Origin of the sequence: Sphingopyxis sp. KK2, assembly GCF_001990265.1 — a bacterium.
Taxonomy (GTDB): domain Bacteria; phylum Pseudomonadota; class Alphaproteobacteria; order Sphingomonadales; family Sphingomonadaceae; genus Sphingopyxis.
The window spans coordinates 15,290-32,338 of sequence record NZ_LYVN01000034.1; the positions used below are offsets into that span (position 1 = coordinate 15,290).

At 66.6% G+C, this 17,049-nt stretch carries 18 protein-coding genes; 11 read left to right on the forward strand and 7 right to left on the reverse strand.

The window, feature by feature from the left end; genetic code table 11:
- Window positions 1-7: 7 nt before the first annotated feature.
- From B1A78_RS08030 to B1A78_RS08055, 6 genes are all read right to left on the reverse strand, one after another.
- Window positions 8-409 (reverse strand): hypothetical protein, encoded by a 402-nt coding sequence (locus B1A78_RS08030; RefSeq protein ID WP_077146449.1) that lies wholly within the window; start codon window positions 407-409, stop codon window positions 8-10.
- Complete coding sequence (locus B1A78_RS08035) at window positions 406-1,140, reverse strand: DUF72 domain-containing protein (RefSeq protein ID WP_077146450.1); 735 nt, start codon at window positions 1,138-1,140, stop codon at window positions 406-408. The genes B1A78_RS08030 and B1A78_RS08035 overlap by 4 nt, the downstream gene beginning before the upstream one ends.
- Before the next feature lie 17 nt (window positions 1,141-1,157).
- Window positions 1,158-3,413 carry a phosphoribosylformylglycinamidine synthase subunit PurL gene (gene purL, locus B1A78_RS08040; RefSeq protein ID WP_077146451.1) on the reverse strand — a complete coding sequence of 752 codons (2,256 nt, stop codon included), beginning with the start codon at window positions 3,411-3,413 and terminating at the stop codon, window positions 1,158-1,160.
- A gap of 77 nt (window positions 3,414-3,490) precedes the next feature.
- Window positions 3,491-3,781 (reverse strand): hypothetical protein, encoded by a 291-nt coding sequence (locus tag B1A78_RS08045; protein ID WP_077146452.1) that lies wholly within the window; start codon window positions 3,779-3,781, stop codon window positions 3,491-3,493.
- 132 nt (window positions 3,782-3,913) lie between these two features.
- The gene (locus B1A78_RS08050) at window positions 3,914-4,327 is read right to left on the reverse strand and encodes a DUF2177 family protein (protein ID WP_077146453.1); all 414 of its coding nucleotides are present in this window, start codon (window positions 4,325-4,327) and stop codon (window positions 3,914-3,916) included.
- Window positions 4,327-4,986 (reverse strand): hypothetical protein, encoded by a 660-nt coding sequence (locus B1A78_RS08055; RefSeq protein ID WP_077146454.1) that lies wholly within the window; start codon window positions 4,984-4,986, stop codon window positions 4,327-4,329. The genes B1A78_RS08050 and B1A78_RS08055 overlap by 1 nt, the downstream gene beginning before the upstream one ends.
- 83 nt (window positions 4,987-5,069) lie before the next feature.
- Here B1A78_RS08055 and B1A78_RS08060 point away from each other — a divergent pair, with 83 nt between their 5' ends.
- The 9 genes from B1A78_RS08060 (at window position 5,070) to tgt (ending at window position 13,495) form a co-directional block, all read left to right on the forward strand.
- Window positions 5,070-5,333, forward strand: coding sequence for an exodeoxyribonuclease VII small subunit (locus B1A78_RS08060; protein WP_077146455.1), 264 nt, complete (start codon window positions 5,070-5,072; stop codon window positions 5,331-5,333).
- 26 nt (window positions 5,334-5,359) lie between these two features.
- Entirely contained in the window at window positions 5,360-6,259 is a 900-nt protein-coding gene (locus tag B1A78_RS08065) for a polyprenyl synthetase family protein (RefSeq protein ID WP_179102007.1), read from the forward strand.
- A complete protein-coding gene (coaD, locus tag B1A78_RS08070) occupies window positions 6,259-6,765 on the forward strand; it encodes a pantetheine-phosphate adenylyltransferase (protein WP_056343510.1) in 507 nt (168 codons plus the stop codon). The genes B1A78_RS08065 and coaD overlap by 1 nt, the downstream gene beginning before the upstream one ends.
- A gap of 87 nt (window positions 6,766-6,852) precedes the next feature.
- The gene (locus tag B1A78_RS08075; RefSeq protein WP_077146457.1) at window positions 6,853-7,578 is read left to right on the forward strand and encodes a peptidylprolyl isomerase; all 726 of its coding nucleotides are present in this window, start codon (window positions 6,853-6,855) and stop codon (window positions 7,576-7,578) included.
- A 13-nt stretch (window positions 7,579-7,591) separates the two neighbouring features.
- Complete coding sequence (queA, locus tag B1A78_RS08080; protein WP_077146458.1) at window positions 7,592-8,647, forward strand: tRNA preQ1(34) S-adenosylmethionine ribosyltransferase-isomerase QueA; 1,056 nt, start codon at window positions 7,592-7,594, stop codon at window positions 8,645-8,647.
- A gap of 154 nt (window positions 8,648-8,801) precedes the next feature.
- Complete coding sequence (locus tag B1A78_RS08085; RefSeq protein WP_256837526.1) at window positions 8,802-10,916, forward strand: EAL domain-containing protein; 2,115 nt, start codon at window positions 8,802-8,804, stop codon at window positions 10,914-10,916.
- A gap of 65 nt (window positions 10,917-10,981) precedes the next feature.
- Window positions 10,982-11,752 carry a tetratricopeptide repeat protein gene (locus B1A78_RS08090; RefSeq protein ID WP_077146460.1) on the forward strand — a complete coding sequence of 257 codons (771 nt, stop codon included), beginning with the start codon at window positions 10,982-10,984 and terminating at the stop codon, window positions 11,750-11,752.
- A 71-nt stretch (window positions 11,753-11,823) separates the two neighbouring features.
- Window positions 11,824-12,312 carry a hemerythrin domain-containing protein gene (locus B1A78_RS08095; RefSeq protein ID WP_077146461.1) on the forward strand — a complete coding sequence of 163 codons (489 nt, stop codon included), beginning with the start codon at window positions 11,824-11,826 and terminating at the stop codon, window positions 12,310-12,312.
- A 46-nt stretch (window positions 12,313-12,358) separates the two neighbouring features.
- On the forward strand, window positions 12,359-13,495 hold the full coding sequence (gene tgt, locus B1A78_RS08100) for a tRNA guanosine(34) transglycosylase Tgt (RefSeq protein WP_077146462.1): 1,137 nt from the start codon (window positions 12,359-12,361) through the stop codon (window positions 13,493-13,495).
- 27 nt (window positions 13,496-13,522) lie between these two features.
- Here the strand turns inward: tgt and B1A78_RS22600 are convergent, their stop codons facing one another.
- Window positions 13,523-13,633, reverse strand: a complete 111-nt coding sequence (locus tag B1A78_RS22600; protein WP_179102006.1) for a NepR family anti-sigma factor — start codon at window positions 13,631-13,633, stop codon at window positions 13,523-13,525.
- A gap of 258 nt (window positions 13,634-13,891) precedes the next feature.
- Between B1A78_RS22600 and B1A78_RS08105 the strand changes: the two genes are divergently transcribed.
- Window positions 13,892-14,686: a response regulator gene (locus B1A78_RS08105; protein WP_077146463.1), complete on the forward strand. Its 795-nt coding sequence runs from the start codon at window positions 13,892-13,894 to the stop codon at window positions 14,684-14,686.
- Between the two features lie 147 nt (window positions 14,687-14,833).
- Window positions 14,834-17,049: glutamine-synthetase adenylyltransferase (locus tag B1A78_RS08110; RefSeq protein ID WP_077146464.1), on the forward strand; the 2,216-nt coding region annotated here is incomplete at its 3' end.

Sequence of the window (17,049 nt, forward strand, 5' to 3'; positions counted from 1 at the left end):
GGCTTATTCAGCGCAGCTCTTTCCGGATCATCAGCTTGAGGCCGGACCAGACGTCATCGACGGCGCAAACCTTCACATCGACCCAGCCCATCGGCAGGCAGAGCTCGCGGATCACATCCTCGGTGATGTCGGTCGGAACCTTCGAGGCCTTCTTGGGCCAGCTGACCCAGACGAAGCCCGCGGGGTCGATCAGTGGGCGCAAATCGGCAAGCAGGCGTTCGAGTTCGGCGCGCTCGGTCGAGAAGATGTGCGCGGCCTGAAGTCCCGCTTCGGAGGCGTCGCGTTCATTGAAGGAAACCTCGCCAATCTCTTCGCGCACAGTCGGAGGCATCGCATGGAACCAGGTCGTCATGCCGTCCTTCAGCGACAGTTTCTTCGCGAGCGGTGTTCCCGAATAGCCCGTCGTCACAGCCGTGCGATCAGCGCCTGCGCCGCCGCGGGATTGCGGACCTTCGCGCCCGCGATGAAGAAGAGAAAGACGTCGCGGTCGCCCTTCGCCCAGTCCTTCGCCTGCTTCGCCCAATGGTCGAGCGCCTTGGCGTCATAGCCGGTTTCGACATCCTCCTGGCTGCGCTGGAGGCGGGCATAGGTGAAGTCAGCGGTCTGTTCGTCGATGCAGGGAAATTCGTCACTGTCGGCATAGACGACCGCCATGTTGCGTTCGCGGAGCATGGCGACGAAGGCGGGGTCGCGGAAGCTTTCGTGCCGCACCTCGATCGCGTGGCGGAGCGGAAGGCCGTCCTGCATATCGGGGAGCAGGTCGAGGAAACCCGCGAAATCGTCGCGATCGAACTTCTTCGTCGCCATGAACTGCCAGTGGATCGGGCCAAGCCGGTCGCCGAGCCGCGTCAGCCCCTGCGTCAGGAATTTCTCGATCGAGGCCGCACCTTCCTTCAGCACCTTGCGGTTCGTGGTGAAGCGCGACGCCTTGACGCTGAACTTGAACCCATTGGGGACCGAGGCCGCCCAGTTCGCAAAGCTCTCGGGCTTCTGGCTGCCATAATAGGTGCCGTTGATCTCGATCCCGGTCAGATGCTGACCGGCATATTCGAGCTCGCGCTTCTGCGCGAGGCCGGCGGGGTAGAAGGGGCCGCGCCACGGCTCGAAGGTCCAGCCGCCGATTCCGACATGGATGCTCATCGGCCCCTCTCTTTCGGTTACGCGAGCGCCGCGTCGGCCCCCATCAAATTCGGGAAGAAACCCTCATGCGCTTCGCGCAGCTCGGCCAGCGTCACGCTATGGTCGCTGTCGGGCAGTTCGAAGACGATACGGTCCTTGATCGTGCGGCCGACCGGATCGACCGGCACATCGGCGCGGCCGGCGGCGTCGAGGAAGTCGGCGAGGCAGGTGTCGCAGACGGTGACCAGGTAGAGGCCCTGGTCCTCGCCAAAGAAGCTTTCGGCGACGCCGAAGGGCTGTTCTTCGCTGACCAGCACGCCGATGTTCGACTTCAGCGCCATTTCGGCGAGCGTCACCGCGATGCCGCCGTCGGAGACGTCGTGGCACGCCGTGATCCAGCCGGCGTTGATCGCGGTGCGGATGAAATCGCCGGTGCGCTTTTCGCAGCGCAAATTGACCGGCGGCGGCGGGCCTTCCTCGCGGCCATGGATTTCGCGCAGCCAGACCGACTGGCCGAGATGGCCGGCGCGTTCGCCCACCGCGAGCACGATGTCGCCGGTGCGCTTGAAGCCGATGCCGACCGCGCGGTTCAGGTCGTCGATCACGCCGACGCCGCCGATCGCGGGGGTGGGCAGGATCGCGCTGCCGCCGCCGGTGGCCTTGCTCTCGTTATAGAGGCTGACGTTGCCCGAGACGATCGGATAGTCGAGCGCGCGGCACGCCTGCGCCATGCCGTCGAGGCAGCCGGTGATCTGGCCCATGATCTCGGGACGCTGGGGGTTCGCGAAGTTCAGGCAGTTGGTGATCGCGAGCGGCGTCGCGCCGACTGCGGTAATGTTGCGCCAGGTTTCGGCGACCGCCTGCTTGCCGCCTTCGACGGGGTCGGCGTAGCAATAGCGGGGGGTGCAGTCGGTCGACATCGCGAGCGCGCGGTTGGTCCCGTGGATGCGGACAAGCGCGGCGTCGCCGCCGATCTGCAGCGTGTCGCCGCCGACCTGGCTATCGTACTGCTCGTAGATCCAGCGGCGGCTGGCGATGTCGGGCGTGCCCATCAAGGTCTTGAGGTCGGCTGCGACATCCTTCGTCTCGGGGACGTCGGTCAGTTCGGCCTGCTTTGGGGTCGGAACATGCGGACGGTCGTAGAGCGGCGCATCGTCGGCGAGCGGGGCGAGCGGGATGTCGCAGACGATCTCGCCCTCATGCTCGAGCACCATGCGGCCGGTGTCGGTGACGGTGCCGATGACGGCGAAGTCGAGTTCCCATTTGTGGAAGATCGCGGCGGCGAAATCCTCACGCCCGGGCTTCAGCACCATCAGCATGCGTTCCTGCGATTCGGACAGCATCATCTCGTACGTCGTCATGCCGGTTTCGCGCTGCGGCACATCGTCCATCTTGAGGTGGAGGCCGACGCCGCCCTTCGACGCCATCTCCACCGACGAGCTGGTCAGGCCCGCGGCGCCCATGTCCTGGATCGCGACGATCGCGTCCGACGCCATCAACTCAAGGCACGCCTCGATCAGCAGTTTCTCGGTGAAGGGATCACCGACCTGCACGGTCGGGCGCTTCTCCTCGGCATCCTCGCCGAAGTCGGCCGACGCCATCGTCGCGCCGTGGATGCCGTCGCGGCCGGTCTTCGAGCCGACATAGACGATCGGATTGCCGACGCCGGATGCGGCCGAATAGAAGATTTTGTCCTGTTCGGCGACGCCGACGGTCATCGCGTTGACGAGGATATTGCCGTCATAGGCCTTGTGGAAATTGACCTCGCCGCCGACCGTCGGAACGCCGACGCAATTGCCGTAGCCGCCGATGCCGTGCACGACGCCCGAGATGAGATGCTTCATCTTCGGATGGTCGGGGCGGCCGAAGCGCAAAGCGTTGAGGTTCGCGACGGGGCGCGCGCCCATCGTGAAAACGTCGCGCAGGATGCCGCCGACCCCGGTCGCCGCACCTTGATAGGGTTCGATGTACGAGGGGTGGTTGTGGCTCTCCATCTTGAAGATCGCCGCGAGCTTCTTGCCGTCCGGCCCTTCGCCGATGTCGATGACGCCGGCATTTTCGCCGGGGCCACAGATCACCCAGGGCGCCTCGGTGGGCAGTTTCTTGAGGTGGATGCGCGAGCTTTTGTAGCTGCAATGCTCGGACCACATGACCGAGAAGATGCCGAGTTCGACCAGGTTCGGTTCGCGCCCGATGGCGGCGACGACGCGCTCATATTCTTCCGGCGACAGGCCGTGGTCGGCGACGACCTGGGGAGTGATGACGGAGGCGGGCGCGGTTGCGGTCTGAGTCATGGCGCGCCTTTAGCCGCGTGCGCGCGATAGGAACAGACCCCATAGTGCATTTCGCACCATGGGGCCTGCTTCGGAGATCAGCGTGCGGCCAGCACCGTGACCGATGCCTTGAGCGGCTCGACGTCCTTGAGCGAGAACTGGACCTGCTGCGATCCGACGGTGCCGCGGACCTGGTGGGTGCCGATGCGCAGCTTGAACGGCTTGCCGGTCTTTTCCTCGACGCCGCTGATGACGCGGCGGTCGCCGAGCGTGGAAACGGTGTAGCTGTAGATATTGCCCTCATGCTCGAAGCGGCGGACTTCCTCGGCATGCGCCGTGGCGGGAATCAGGCTGAGCAGGGTGAGGGTGGGGAGGATGAACTTTTTCATGACGCAAGTCCTTGTTGAACGAACAAAACTTGCCTTTACGCCCCTCTCTTCTTGTGCGGTGCAGCATGATCCAGCTTGCCGTGCCGGGCAATTGCAAAAAACCGAAACGTGATTGCGCGCGGTGGCGCAGGGTCAGGCGCTGCGCGGCAGGAGCGTCAGCACCAGCCAGGCCGCGGCGCCCGCCGACAGCCCCGTCGCGCAGGTGCCCCAGGCGATATCGGCGAGGGTGATCTTGGTCGACCAGACCTTCATCGTCGCATGGTTGGTGAGGTCGTAGGTCATGTAGCAGAAGAAGCCGAACAGCGCGCCGTACATGGCCGCCACCTGCCACTTGCCCGCCGCGAGCGCGGGCTGGACTGCGAAAATCTGGATACCGAGCATATAGAGCGCATAGAAGATCAGCGCCGGGACGGGGCGCCACCCGTCCATCATCAATTCGCCGATCTCGGGCCGATAGAGTTTCGGGCCGACCTTTGTCAGCCAAAGTGCGTCGAGCAGGCCGAAGATCAGCGCGGTAAAGCCGTAACCGGCGGCGGCTTGCAGCATCAGCTACTGGCTCCCATGAGTTGGCGGTTGGTACCCGCCCAGGCGGCGATCGCTGCGAGCAGGGCGTAGGCGAAGAGCATCGTCGCCGGGATGGCGAGCGAATAAGCGGGTTCCTTTGGACCGAACCAGTCGACGGCCTGCGCAAAGGCGAGCAGGCCGGCGAGAATCCACAGCCGCCGGTTCCCGGTCGGGGCACGCGTGCGGTGGGCGTAATAGACCAGCGCGGCGCCGATGAAGGCGATCTCGAGCGGCATCGCGATTGCGGGATGGTTCCAGATCCCGAGTCCGAGCTTCGGTGGTGCGCCGTAAAGCGTGAGATCGGGGATATGGACGGCGAGGTCGACGAACCAGTGCGAGACGACGACGAGCGCCGCGCCGATCGCGGCGGCCTTTCTTTTCGTCGCGAACCAGACGAGCAGGCCGAAGACCTTGGCCCAGATCAGCGCGCCGAGCAGGCTGTGCGTGTAGGGCATGTGATACAGGTCCATCGGGTTCATCGCCGTGATGCCGGGGACGATGCGCATCGCCTCGACTCCCGGGATCAGCAAGGCGGCAAAGCCGATGTCGACGAGCTGCGCGGCGACGAACAGCGTGCCGAGGCCCGCCGCGTTCGGCCGGGCGGCGGCGACCAGCGCCGGGGCGAAATGGCCGATGAACATGGGGTGAGCCTAGTCCCGCGCGGGATGGCGTCAAGCTCGACCGCACTTGACCATGGGGGTCCGAAAAGGCCAAAGCAGGGGGCATGACGGATACCCCCAATTCCCAAGGCGACACCGCAATTTCCGCGCTGTCCTTCGAAGCCGCGATGGGCGAGCTCGAAACGATCGTGCGGCGACTCGAAAGCGGCGACGTCAGCCTCGAGGAATCGGTGGCGCTCTACGAGCGTGGTCACGCGCTGCGCGGCCATTGCGAAGCGCGGCTCGCCGCGGCGCAGGCGCGTATCGAGCAGGTGAGCCTCGGCGCGGATGGCCGGCCGGCGGGAACCACGCCGTTCGGCGAAGGCTGAGCCGCGTGGCGGTCGCCGAGGGAGAGGTGGACGCGGGCAGCCGCCTGCTCGCCGAGACGCAGGCCGACGTCGTCGACGCAACCGATCGCCTGTTCGACCAGTTGCTGTCGGTCCCCGCCGACCCGCGCGACCGGTTGTACGAGGCGATGCGCCACGCTGCGATCGGCGGCGGCAAGCGCCTGCGCCCGTTGCTCGTTCGCGCGGCGGGCGACCTCTATCATGTCGATCGGACCCTTTCGCTACGCGTCGGCGCGGCGGTCGAGGCGATGCACGTCTATTCGCTGATCCATGACGATCTGCCCTGCATGGACGATGACGATCTGCGCCGCGGCAAGCCGACGGTGCATAAGGCGTTCGACGAGGCAACCGCGGTGCTGGCGGGTGATTCGCTTCATGCGCTGGCGTTCGAATGGCTCGTCGATCCGGCAACACATGCCGACCCCTTCGTGCGCAGCGAGCTGATCCGCGAACTGGCGCGCGCCGCCGGGCCCGCGGGCATGGCGGGCGGGCAGATGATGGACCTCGCCGCCGAGACCGCGCAGTTCGACCTGCCGACGGTAACGCGGCTGCAGCAGCTCAAGACCGGCGCGCTGATCGCCTTTTCGGTCGAGGCGGGCGCGATCCTCGCGCGCATCCCGGCCGAGGGGCGCGTGCCGCTGCGCGGCTATGCGCGCGATATCGGGCTCGCCTTCCAGATCGCCGACGACATCATGGACGTCGAGGGCGACGAGCAACTCGCCGGCAAGGCGCTGCATAAGGATGAAGCGGCGGGCAAGGCGACCTTCGTCACGCTGATGGGGCTCGACCGCGCGCGCGAACAGGCGGTGGCGCTGGTCGATCAGGCGATCGGCCACCTCGCAGGTTTCGGGGAGGAGGCGACGCTGCTGCGCGCGATCGCCCGCTATATCGTGGAAAGGGATCGCTGATGCGCGTGGGGGTTTATCCGGGGACGTTCGATCCGATCACCTTGGGGCATATGGACATCATCCGGCGCGGTGCGAAGCTGGTCGATCGGCTGGTCATCGGCGTGACGACCAACATCACCAAATCGCCGCTGTTCGACGACGAGGAGCGCATCGAGATGGTCCGCCGTGAGGTGACGAGCATCGGCGGCGACATCCGCGTCGTCGGTTTCAACTCGCTGCTGATGGACTTCGCCGAGCGCGAGGGCGCGAGCGTTATCGTGCGCGGGCTGCGCGCAGTCGCCGACTTCGAATATGAATATCAGATGGCGGGCATGAATCAGCAATTGAACGACCGGATCGAGACGGTGTTCCTGATGGCCGACGTCGGCTTGCAGCCGATCGCGTCGCGGCTGGTCAAGGAAATCGCGATCTTCGGCGGCGACATCCACAAGTTCGTCACCCCCGCCGTGAAGGACGCCGTGACGGGGCGCATCGCCGAACGCGGATTGCGCCAGGGCGACGCCTGATCGCGATCATTGAGCGTTCAGCTTTTTCCCGCTAGGGCCGCGCCAGACGGGGCGCATAGAGCATTTCATCACAAAGGCCGATCCAGCATGACATTCACCTTCCGCCCCTTGATCCTGACGGCGATGGCGCTCGGCCTTGCGGCTCCGCTCGCGGCGCAGGAAACGCCCCCGGCGGAGGCGCCCGCGACTGCACCGGCTACCGGCGAAACGACGGTGGCCCCCGCGGTGCCGGCGATGACGCCCGACCAGTATATCAACAACCCCGAATATATGCTCAACATCGACCTTTCGACCGGCGGTCGGATCGTCGTGCAGCTCTATCCGAACGTCGCGCCGAACCATGTCGAACGGCTGAAGCAGCTGGCGCGCGCGGGCTTTTACGACGGGGTAAAATTCCACCGCGTGATCGACGGCTTCATGGCGCAGACGGGCGATCCGACCGCGACCGGGCAGGGTGGATCGCAGCTCCCCGACCTCAAGGCCGAATTCAATCCGACGCCGCATTTGCGCGGGACGCTGTCGATGGCGCGCGCCGAGAGCGAAGACAGCGCGAACAGCCAGTTCTTCATCATGCTCCAGCCGCGCTTCAGCCTCGACCGCCGCTACACCGCGTTCGGCCGCGTGATTTCGGGCATGCAATATGTCGACGCGATCCATAAGGGCGAACCGCCCGAAGTGATGTCGCGCATGGTCCAGGTTTCGGTCGCCGCCGACAACAAGCCGATGCCGCCCGCGTCGATGCTGACCGACACGGTACCCGCGCCCGCCGCGGCGCCGATCACCGCCGACCAGCTCAACGCGCCGATCCAGTAAGGAGAGGCGCGCGATGCGCGTCGACGCCTTCGACTTCGACCTTCCCAACGCGCGCATCGCGCTGCGTCCGTCGCGTCCGCGCGACGCGGCGCGGATGCTCGTGGTCGAGCGCGGCGCGATGGCCGATCGCGGTGTCCGCGACCTGCCGTCGCTGCTGCGCGCGGGCGACTGCCTGGTGTTCAACGACACCCGCGTCATCCCCGCACAGCTCGAAGGGCGGCGCGGCGTTCGACAAGATGACGCGCAGAGCGCGTCGGGGGCCAGGATCGGCGCCACCCTGCACAAGCGTATCGACCTGCGCCGCTGGCAGGCCTTCATCCGCAACGCCAAAAGGCTGCGCGTCGGCGAAACGGTGGAATTTGCATCGGGCGTGACCGCGCTCGCCGAGGAGCGGCTCGCCGACGGCAGCTTCATCCTCGCCTTCGGCGGCGACGAACCCGTCGAACTGCTGCTCGAGCGGGCGGGCACCATGCCGTTGCCGCCCTATATCGCGGGCAAGCGCCCGACCGACGAGGCCGATCGCAGCGATTACCAGACGATGTTCGCACGCGAGGACGGCGCCGTCGCGGCCCCGACCGCGGCGCTGCATTTCACCCCCGATCTGCTCGCTGCGCTCGATGCGGCGGGGGTGAAGCGCGAGACGCTGACGCTGCATGTCGGCGCGGGGACCTTCCTGCCGGTCAAGGCCGACGACACCGACGACCATGTCATGCACGCCGAATGGGGCCGCATCGACGCCGACACCGCCGTGCGGCTCAATGCGGTGCGCGCGAGCGGCGGGCGGATCATCGCGGTCGGCACCACCAGCCTGCGCCTGCTCGAAAGCGCAGCGCGCGAAGACAATATCATCGCGCCCTTCGCTGGCGACACGTCGATCTTCATCACCCCCGGCTACCGCTTTCGCGCGATCGACGGCTTGATGACCAATTTCCATCTGCCCAAATCGACCCTCTTCATGCTGGTCAGCGCGCTGATGGGGCTGGAGACGATGCAGGCGGCCTATGCGCATGCGATCGAAAGCGAATATCGCTTTTACAGCTATGGCGACGCGAGCCTGTTGCTCCCCTGATCTGACGACGCGTCATTTACGGATTGGCAAGGGATTTCAGGCAAATGCTTTCCTCAGGTGGGGACCAGCATGATGACGCAACATGGGTAAGCCGGCACTGCATCCGGACGACCAGGGGAAACAGGCAGTGCCAGACGGCGGTGGGCGTGGATTTTTGGGCAAGTTCGGCGCGCGTGCAGCGACGCCGCGTCCCGAAGTCGCCCCCAGCATCCACACCAAGGAAGCGCTGCTGCTGCTCCGCAATTATGAGGAAAGCGAGCAGGGCTGGTTCTGGTCGACCGATGCCGACGGCCGCATCACCTATATCACCCAATATGTCGCCGAGCAGATGGGGCGCACCGCCTCCGGCCTGCTCGGCGCCAGCTTCAGCGAACTGTTCCTGCCCGTCGACAGCCATGGCGAACGCCAGCGCACCCTGCCTTTCCTGCTCACCAAACAATCGAAGTTCGACGAACTGCCGCTGCGCTGCGCCTTCGAGGGCGACCAGCGCTGGTGGGCGGTGTCGGGCCGCCCGCATTTCGACGGCGGCGGCCGGTTCACCGGCTATCGCGGCAGCGGCATGGATATCACCGAGCAGCGCCGCTCGGCCGAGGACGCCTCGCGCCTCGCGATGTATGATTCGCTGACCGGGCTCGCCAACCGCTTCAACATTTCGAAAAAGCTCGACTCGACGCTCGCCGCTTTCTCGCAGCAGCAGCGTTCGTGCGCGATCATGCTGCTCGACCTCGACCGCTTCAAGCAGGTCAACGACACGCTCGGCCATCCCGCCGGCGACGCGCTGCTCAAGCAGGTCGCCGAACGGCTGCTCAAGATCGTCGGCGACAAGGAAATGGTCAGCCGTCTCGGCGGCGACGAATTCCAGATCATCCTGCCCGACCTCGAAGACCGCGGCAAATTGGGCGACATGGCGAGCGACATCATCGCCAGCCTGTCGCAGCCCTATTCGGTCGAGGGCAGCCGCTGCATCATCGGCGCGTCGGTCGGGGTCGCGATCAGCCCCTTCGACGGCGACAACAGCGACAACCTCGTCCGCAATGCCGACCTCGCGCTCTATGCCGCCAAGGGCAATGGCCGCGGCCGCTTCGCCTTCTATTCGAGCGACCTGCACCAGGCGGCCGAGGATCGCCGCGCGCTCGAAGAGGATCTGCGCGATGCGCTGGCGCGCGGCGAGATGGAGCTGTCGTACCAGCCGATCGTCAACGCCAAGACCAACACCGTCACCGGCATGGAAGCGCTGATCCGCTGGACCCATCCCGAGCGCGGTCCGATCTCGCCCGCGCTGTTCATCCCGATCGCCGAGGAAGCCAATCTGATCTGGGCGCTCGGCGAATGGGTGCTGCGCAAGGCGTGCGACGATGCGTCGCGCTGGCCCGGCGCGATGCGCGTCGCGGTCAATGTGTCGCCGATCCAGTTCGCCAACGCCGAGCTGCCCAAGATCGTCACCCACGCGCTCGCCGCCAGCGGGCTGCCCCCCGAACAGCTCGAACTCGAAATCACCGAAAGCGTATTCCTCGGCGATTCGGCCGAGACGAGCCAGATGTTCAAGGCGCTGAAGGGCATCGGCGTGCGCCTCGCGCTCGACGATTTCGGCACCGGCTATTCGTCGCTCGGCTATCTGCAGTCGGCGCCGTTCGACAAGATCAAGATCGACCAGAGCTTCGTGCGCGGGGCGACCGAGGAAGGGTCGCGCAACTGTGCGATCATCGCCGCGATCGTCGCGCTCGCCGAGGCGCTCGAAATGGAAACGACGGCCGAAGGGATCGAATCGCTCGACCAGCTCGACCTGATCCGCAAGCTCAACGTCAGCCATGTGCAGGGCTATGTGTACAGCAAGCCCGTGTCGAACGACGAACTGCTGGGCCATGCCGAATCGGGCAACTGGACGATCATGCCTGCGGGTCCGGCGCGCCAGCGCAACGACCGCTTCCAGATGTTCCGCAAGGTCGGCGCCATCCACGACAATTACCGCTACACCGTCGTGATGCGCAACCTGTCGGCGACGGGCGCCTTCATCGAAGGCATCATGGACGTTCCGACCGGCACCCAGTTCGTGATCGATTTCGGCGAAGGCCAGCTGGTGACCGCGACCGTGCGCCGGTCGAAGACGCACCAGCAGGGCATCGAGTTCGAAACCTCGATGGTCAGCGACGGCAACGGCGGGCTGTGCACGCGCCACCGCGTCTCGCCCTATCTGATCGCCGCCGCGGCGCAGCAGGCGGGTCTGTCGTTGCCGATGTTCACGACGACGAGCGACTGGTCGGGCAAATAGGACGCCGCGTGCCGGCGCATTTCTCCATCTAGCGCTTAGCCCGACATGGTGCCACAAGCTGCGGCATGACCGACCGCCGACTTATCAAGAGCTTCGCTGCGCTGGGCTTCGCATGGGCGATGCTGACCGCCGCGACCGCCCCCGCATCGACCGCCGACCAGATCGCCGACCTGCTCGACGCTGGCAAACCGATCGAGGCCTTTGCGCTGGCGCAGGAAAAGGCGGGCGAGGGCGATCCCGAGGCGCAGTTCGCGCTCGGCTGGTTCTATGACAGCGGCCAGAATATCACCGCCGACAAGGCGAAGGCGGTCGCGCAATATCGCAAATGCGCCGACAAGGGGCTGAGCCAGTGCCAGTGGCGTCTGGGCGTGATGCTCGACACCGGTGAGGGCGTCACGGCCGATCCCGCGGCGGCGTTCGGATGGATTTCCAAGGCGGCGGCGAAGAACAACCCGGCGGCGCAGGCGAGCCTTGCGGTGCTCTATGCCACGGGTCGCGGTACCGCGGTCGACTATGCCAAGGCGCTCGATCTCTACAAGTCGGCGGCGAAGGGCGGCGAGGCGCATGGCTTCTATGGCGTCGGGGTGATGTATCTCGACGGCCAGGGGGTGGCGAAGGACGGCGAAGAGGCGGCGGCGTGGTTCTCGGTAGGCGCGGCCGTCGGCGACGAGCAGGCCAAGGCGGTGACCGAGATGCTGCTCAAGGATCAGAAGACCGACCTGCTCGACCGCGTCGCGGCGCGGGCGACGGCGATCTATTCGGACTATGTCGGGCCGGTCCAAATGCCGCCGAAACCTGCGGCGGAGACCCCGGCCGAGGCGCCCAAGGCGCCCTGAGCGGCTGGGCTGCGGAACCGCATCGCCGCTGATCCGTTTTCCGTTCGACTGTCATCGAATGGAGACGCACCATGGCGGAAGCCAAGATTTTCGACCGGCTGAAGGCCGACCATGACCGGCATCGCGACCTGCTCGATCGCATCGACGCGACGCAGGGCGACAGCGACGAGCGCGAACAATTGTTCGAGGCGTTCCGCGTCGAAGTGACCGCGCACGCGGCCTCGGAAGAAATGTCGCTCTATGCGACGATGCTCGGCAAGCCCGACCTGCGCGACGAGGCGCAGCACAGCGTCGCCGAGCACAAGGAAATCGACGACCTGCTCACCGAGCTCTACGAGATGGACTTCGCTTCGACCGGCTGGCTGACGCGGTTCCGCACCATGAAGCATCGCTACCTCCACCATATCGACGAGGAAGAGGAGGAGATGTTCCCCGAGGCCGAGGAAGGGCTGAGCGCGGCGAAGAAGAAGGAACTGATCGCCATTTTCGAAAAGGAAAAGCCGAAGGAAAAGGCCAAGGCGGCGGCCGAGGAACCGTCGAGCGAGGACGAGAAGGAATAGCCGCCCGCCTCGACTTTTGTCGCGCCCCCCGCCATAGGCGCGCGCCATGACGACAAGATTCGCTTTCACGGTCGCCGCGACCGACGGCGCCGCCCGCACCGGCGTCATCGCGATGCAGCGCGGCGACATCCGCACCCCCGCCTTCATGCCCGTCGGCACCGCCGCGACGGTGAAGGCGATGCGGCCTGCCGAGGTGCGCGCGACCGGCGCTGACATCATCTTGGGCAATACCTATCACCTGATGCTGCGCCCGGGTGCCGAGCGCGTCGCGCGACTCGGCGGGCTGCACCAGTTCATGGGCTGGGACCGGCCCATCCTGACCGACAGCGGCGGATACCAGGTGATGAGCCTGTCGGCGCTGACCAAGCAGAGCGAGCAGGGTGTGGCGTTCCAGAGCCATATCGACGGCTCGCGCCACATGCTCACCCCCGAACGCTCGATGGAAATCCAGCGGCTGCTCGGCAGCGACATCGTGATGGCGTTCGACGAATGCCCGCCGAACGGTGTCGATGCCAAGCGCGCGCTTGCGAGCATGGAGCGCTCGATGCGCTGGGCAGCGCGCAGCCGCGCCGGCTTCGATGCGGGCGAGGAGCATGCGTCGCGCGCGGCGCTGTTCGGCATCCAGCAGGGCTCGCTCGACGAAAAACTGCGCGCGCATTCGGCGGCGGCGCTGACCGATATCGGCTTCGACGGCTATGCGATCGGTGGCCTTGCCGTGGGCGAAGGCCAGGAGGCGATGTTCGGCGTGCTTGACTATGCGCCGGGCCAGCTTCCCGCCGACAAGCCGCGCTACCTGATGGGGGTCGGCAAGCCCGACGACCTCGTCGGCGCGGTGGCACGCGGGGTCGATATGTTCGATTGCGTGCTGCCGACGCGCTCGGGACGCAACGGCCAGGCCTTCACCTGGAACGGCCCGGTCAATATCCGCAACGCGAAACATGCCGAGGATCAAGGGCCGCTCGACGCGCGCTGCGACTGCCCGGTCTGCACGACCTGGACGCGCGCTTATCTCCACCATCTGGTGCGGTCGGGCGAAATGCTCGGCGCGATGCTGATGACGCAGCATAATCTGCATTTCTACCAGGCGCTGATGCAGGCGATGCGCGATGCGATCGCGGCCGGCCGGTTCGCGGCCTTCCAGTCGGAGTTTGCGGAAAATTATCGCCGCAGCGCGGCAGGCTGACGACCGCCGCAGCGCGGCGAGCTGACCTCAGTTCAGCTTGTTGAGCAGGTCGAGCATCGAGTCGGGGATCGTCTCGTCGACCGCAGACTCATAGGCGCGACGCAGGGCGATGTTCACATCCTGCGCCTTTCTGGTCATTTTCTTGTCACCGTCCTTGGCGGCTGCCTTTTGCGAAGGCGACCCGGTCTCAGACGACATTATCATGATATCCAATGGACATGGGGCCTGTTGCTAAACGCGCTGTAAGCAAAGCGCAATGCCGCGTTTCTGCTTCCCCATGAAACCAATTTGCCGCTAGATCGTTCCACCACCGTGCAATTTTTTTGGGGCGGGCGGAGCTTTGCCCGTTTTGTGCGGGTTTCGAGGCAGGCAGTGACCTGTATCAGGAGGTAATATATGTCATTGGGTCAGGCGATCGCGCCGCATCTTCCCTACCTGCGCCGCTACGGCCGTGCCATTTCGGGAAGCCAGCAGAGCGGCGATGCGCTGGTCGCGGGCCTTTTGCACACGCTGGTGGCGAATCCGGCGGCGGTCGATACGCGCGCCGACCTGCGCATCCAGCTTTATCGCATGGTGCACGACCATTTCGGCCTCGCCGCGGAGCAGCAGTCGGCCTCCGACGAAGCGCCTGCGGCGGACATTGCGATCGCCGACGCGCGGCTGCGCCGCATTCCCTCCCTCGCGCGTCAGGCGCTGCTGCTCACCGCGGTCGAGGGCTTCAGCGAGGATGACGCCGGCCGCATCATCGGGCGCGACGCCGCGACGGTGCATGCGTTGATCGACGAGGCGATGGCCGAAATCGATCGCCAGACGCGCGCGCGTATCCTGATCATCGAGGACGAGCCGATCATCGCGATGGATATCGAGATGATCGTCCGCGACCTCGGCCATGACGTCGTCGCGGTCGCGACCACCCATGCCGAAGCCGTCGCCGAAGCGCAGACGCACAAGCCGAGCCTCGTGCTCGCCGACATCCAGCTCGCCGACAACAGTTCGGGGATCGAGGCGGTGCAGGAAATCCTCGCCGATGTGAAGCTGCCGGTCATCTTCATCACCGCCTTCCCCGAGCGGCTCCTCACCGGCGACCGCCCCGAGCCGGCGTTCCTGCTGACCAAACCGTACCAGCCCGCGACGCTGCGCGCCGCAATCGCGCAGGTGCTGTTCTTCGACGAGAGCACGGTTCCGGCGTAGAATCGTCGCCCCCGCGAAGGCGGGGGCCGCTGTCGGTTTACACGGCGATTCTGCACAATGCGGCCTGCGGCCCCCGCCTTCGCGGGGGCGACGGTTTTTCCGCTACTGGCTTGCCTGATGCGACGCCGCAAGCGATAGCGACGCGCGATGACGTCCCAACGCCAATCGGCGCTCGATCGCCTGACCGCCAATGCGCCCTTTCTTGCGCGCCTTGCCGAATTGCATCCCGAAGATGTGACGCGCTTTCTGGCCGACGGCACCGACACGGCACTCGCCGCCGTCGCGTCGCTGCCGGTCGATGACGACATCATGACCAGCCTGCGCCATTGGCGCGGGCGCGTCGCGCTGCTGCTCGCGCTCGGCGACCTGTCGGGTGAGCATGATGTCAGGGCGACGACGCGCCACCTCGCCGAATTTGCCGACGCCGCCTGCGACGCGGCGCTCGCCGCCGCCTTCGCCGAGCGCGTGCCCGACGAAGAAGCGCGCGGGCTCGCGGTGATCGCACTCGGCAAGCTCGGCAGTCACGAGCTGAACTATTCGTCGGACATCGACCCGATCCTGATCTTCGATCCCGAGACGATGCCGCGCCGTTCGCGCGACGATCCGACCGAGGCGGCGGTGCGGATCGCGCGGCGGATGACCGAAATCCTGTCGGCGCGCACCGCGAACGGCCATGTGCTGCGCGTCGACCTGCGCCTCCGCCCGCATCCCGAGGTGACGCCGATCGTGCTGCCGGTCGATGCCGCCATCTCCTATTATGAATCCGAGGCGCTGGCGTGGGAACAGGCGGCATTCATCCGCAGCCGCGCCTCGGCGGGCGACCGCGCGCTCGGCGGCGAGTTCCTGTCGGCGATCCAGCCCTTCATCTGGCGCCGCAGCCTCGATTTTAGGCAGCTCAAGGAAATCGGCGCGATGAGCGACCGGATCCGCGACCATTTCGCGCAGGGGCAGGCATTCGGGCCGGGCTATGACCTCAAGCGCGGGCGCGGCGGCATCCGCGAGATCGAATTTTTCGCGCAGGTCCACCAGCTGATCTACGGCGGGCGCGACCCGTCGCTGCGCGTGCCCGCGACGGTCGATGCGCTCGCGGCGCTCGCGAAGGCGGGGCGGATCGACCCCGACATCGCCGAACGGCTCACCGGCCATTATGCGGTGCTGCGGCGGATCGAGCATCGGCTGCAGATGATCGAGGACCAGCAGACGCATGGCCTGCCGCTCCAGACCGCCGCGCTCGACGCTGTCGCGCGGCTCGACGGGCAGGAGGACGGCGCTGCCCTGCTCGCGATGCTTCGGCCGGTTACCGCCGATGTCGCCGCCTGTTACGACCGGCTCGTCCTCGAACGCGCCGCGACCGGCGGGCTGCCGCGCGACGAGGGCGAACTCGCCGGCGCGCTGATGGCGGCGGGGTTCGAACCGCCCGACCATGCGCTGCGCACGATCGCAGAGTGGCGCGGCGGCAAGCTGCGCGCGCTGCGCACCCCGGCGGCGCAGGACGCGCTCGAGACCTTGCTCCCCGAACTCGTCAAGGCGCTCGGCGCGGCTCCCGATCCCGAAGCCGCGCTGACGCGCTTCGACAAGCTCGTCTCGGGCCTGCCGAGCGCGATCAATTTCTTCCACCTGCTCGCGGCGCAGCCCGAACTCGCCAAGGTCGCGGTGCGCGTACTGACGCTCGCCCCGACGCTCGCCGATGCGCTCGGCGCGCGCGTCGAACTGATCGAAGGGCTGATCGACAAGCGCGCCTTCGATGCGCCCGCGACCAAGGCCGAACTGTTGTCCGAATGGGCGCCGGGACTCGCGGGGCTCGATTACGAGCGGCTGCTCGACCGCGTGCGCGACCGCGTCGGCGAGCGGCGCTTCGCTTATGGGGTGCAGCTGATCGCGGGGGCGACCGATCCGATGGTCGTCGCCTGCGGCTATTCCGAGCTCGCCGAGGCGGCGCTGCAGGTGCTCGCCGACGCGACCGTCGCCGAATTTGTCGAGGCGCATGGCCGCATCGCCGACGGCGAACTCGTCGTGCTCGCGCTCGGGCGGCTCGGCGGGCGCGCGCTGACCCATGCGTCGGACCTCGACCTCATCTACCTGTTCACCGGCGACCATCTCGCCGAATCGGACGGGCGCCGCCCGCTCGGCGCGACCACCTATTACAACCGCCTCGCGCAGCGGGTGACCGCGGCGATGTCGGTGCCGACCGCGGCGGGCAAGCTTTACGACGTCGACACGAGGCTGCGCCCGCAGGGCGCGCAGGGGCCGCTCGTCGTCACGCTCGACAGTTTCGACCGTTACCAGCGCGAAGAAGCCTGGACGTGGGAGCATATGGCGCTGCTCCGCGCGCGGCCGGTCTACGGGTCGGACGCGGCGCGGGC

Coding starts and splice junctions, on each gene's coding strand:
- B1A78_RS08035 (WP_077146450.1), bottom strand. CDS start 1,140: ATGAGCATCCATGTCGGAATCGGCGGCTGGACCTTCGAGCCGTGGCGC.
- purL (WP_077146451.1), bottom strand. CDS start 3,413: ATGACTCAGACCGCAACCGCGCCCGCCTCCGTCATCACTCCCCAGGTC.
- B1A78_RS08045 (WP_077146452.1), bottom strand. CDS start 3,781: ATGAAAAAGTTCATCCTCCCCACCCTCACCCTGCTCAGCCTGATTCCC.
- B1A78_RS08050 (WP_077146453.1), bottom strand. CDS start 4,327: ATGCTGCAAGCCGCCGCCGGTTACGGCTTTACCGCGCTGATCTTCGGC.
- B1A78_RS08055 (WP_077146454.1), bottom strand. CDS start 4,986: ATGTTCATCGGCCATTTCGCCCCGGCGCTGGTCGCCGCCGCCCGGCCG.
- B1A78_RS08060 (WP_077146455.1), top strand. CDS start 5,070: ATGACGGATACCCCCAATTCCCAAGGCGACACCGCAATTTCCGCGCTG.
- coaD (WP_056343510.1), top strand. CDS start 6,259: ATGCGCGTGGGGGTTTATCCGGGGACGTTCGATCCGATCACCTTGGGG.
- B1A78_RS08075 (WP_077146457.1), top strand. CDS start 6,853: ATGACATTCACCTTCCGCCCCTTGATCCTGACGGCGATGGCGCTCGGC.
- queA (WP_077146458.1), top strand. CDS start 7,592: ATGCGCGTCGACGCCTTCGACTTCGACCTTCCCAACGCGCGCATCGCG.
- B1A78_RS08090 (WP_077146460.1), top strand. CDS start 10,982: ATGACCGACCGCCGACTTATCAAGAGCTTCGCTGCGCTGGGCTTCGCA.
- B1A78_RS08095 (WP_077146461.1), top strand. CDS start 11,824: ATGGCGGAAGCCAAGATTTTCGACCGGCTGAAGGCCGACCATGACCGG.
- tgt (WP_077146462.1), top strand. CDS start 12,359: ATGACGACAAGATTCGCTTTCACGGTCGCCGCGACCGACGGCGCCGCC.
- B1A78_RS22600 (WP_179102006.1), bottom strand. CDS start 13,633: ATGACCAGAAAGGCGCAGGATGTGAACATCGCCCTGCGTCGCGCCTAT.
- B1A78_RS08105 (WP_077146463.1), top strand. CDS start 13,892: ATGTCATTGGGTCAGGCGATCGCGCCGCATCTTCCCTACCTGCGCCGC.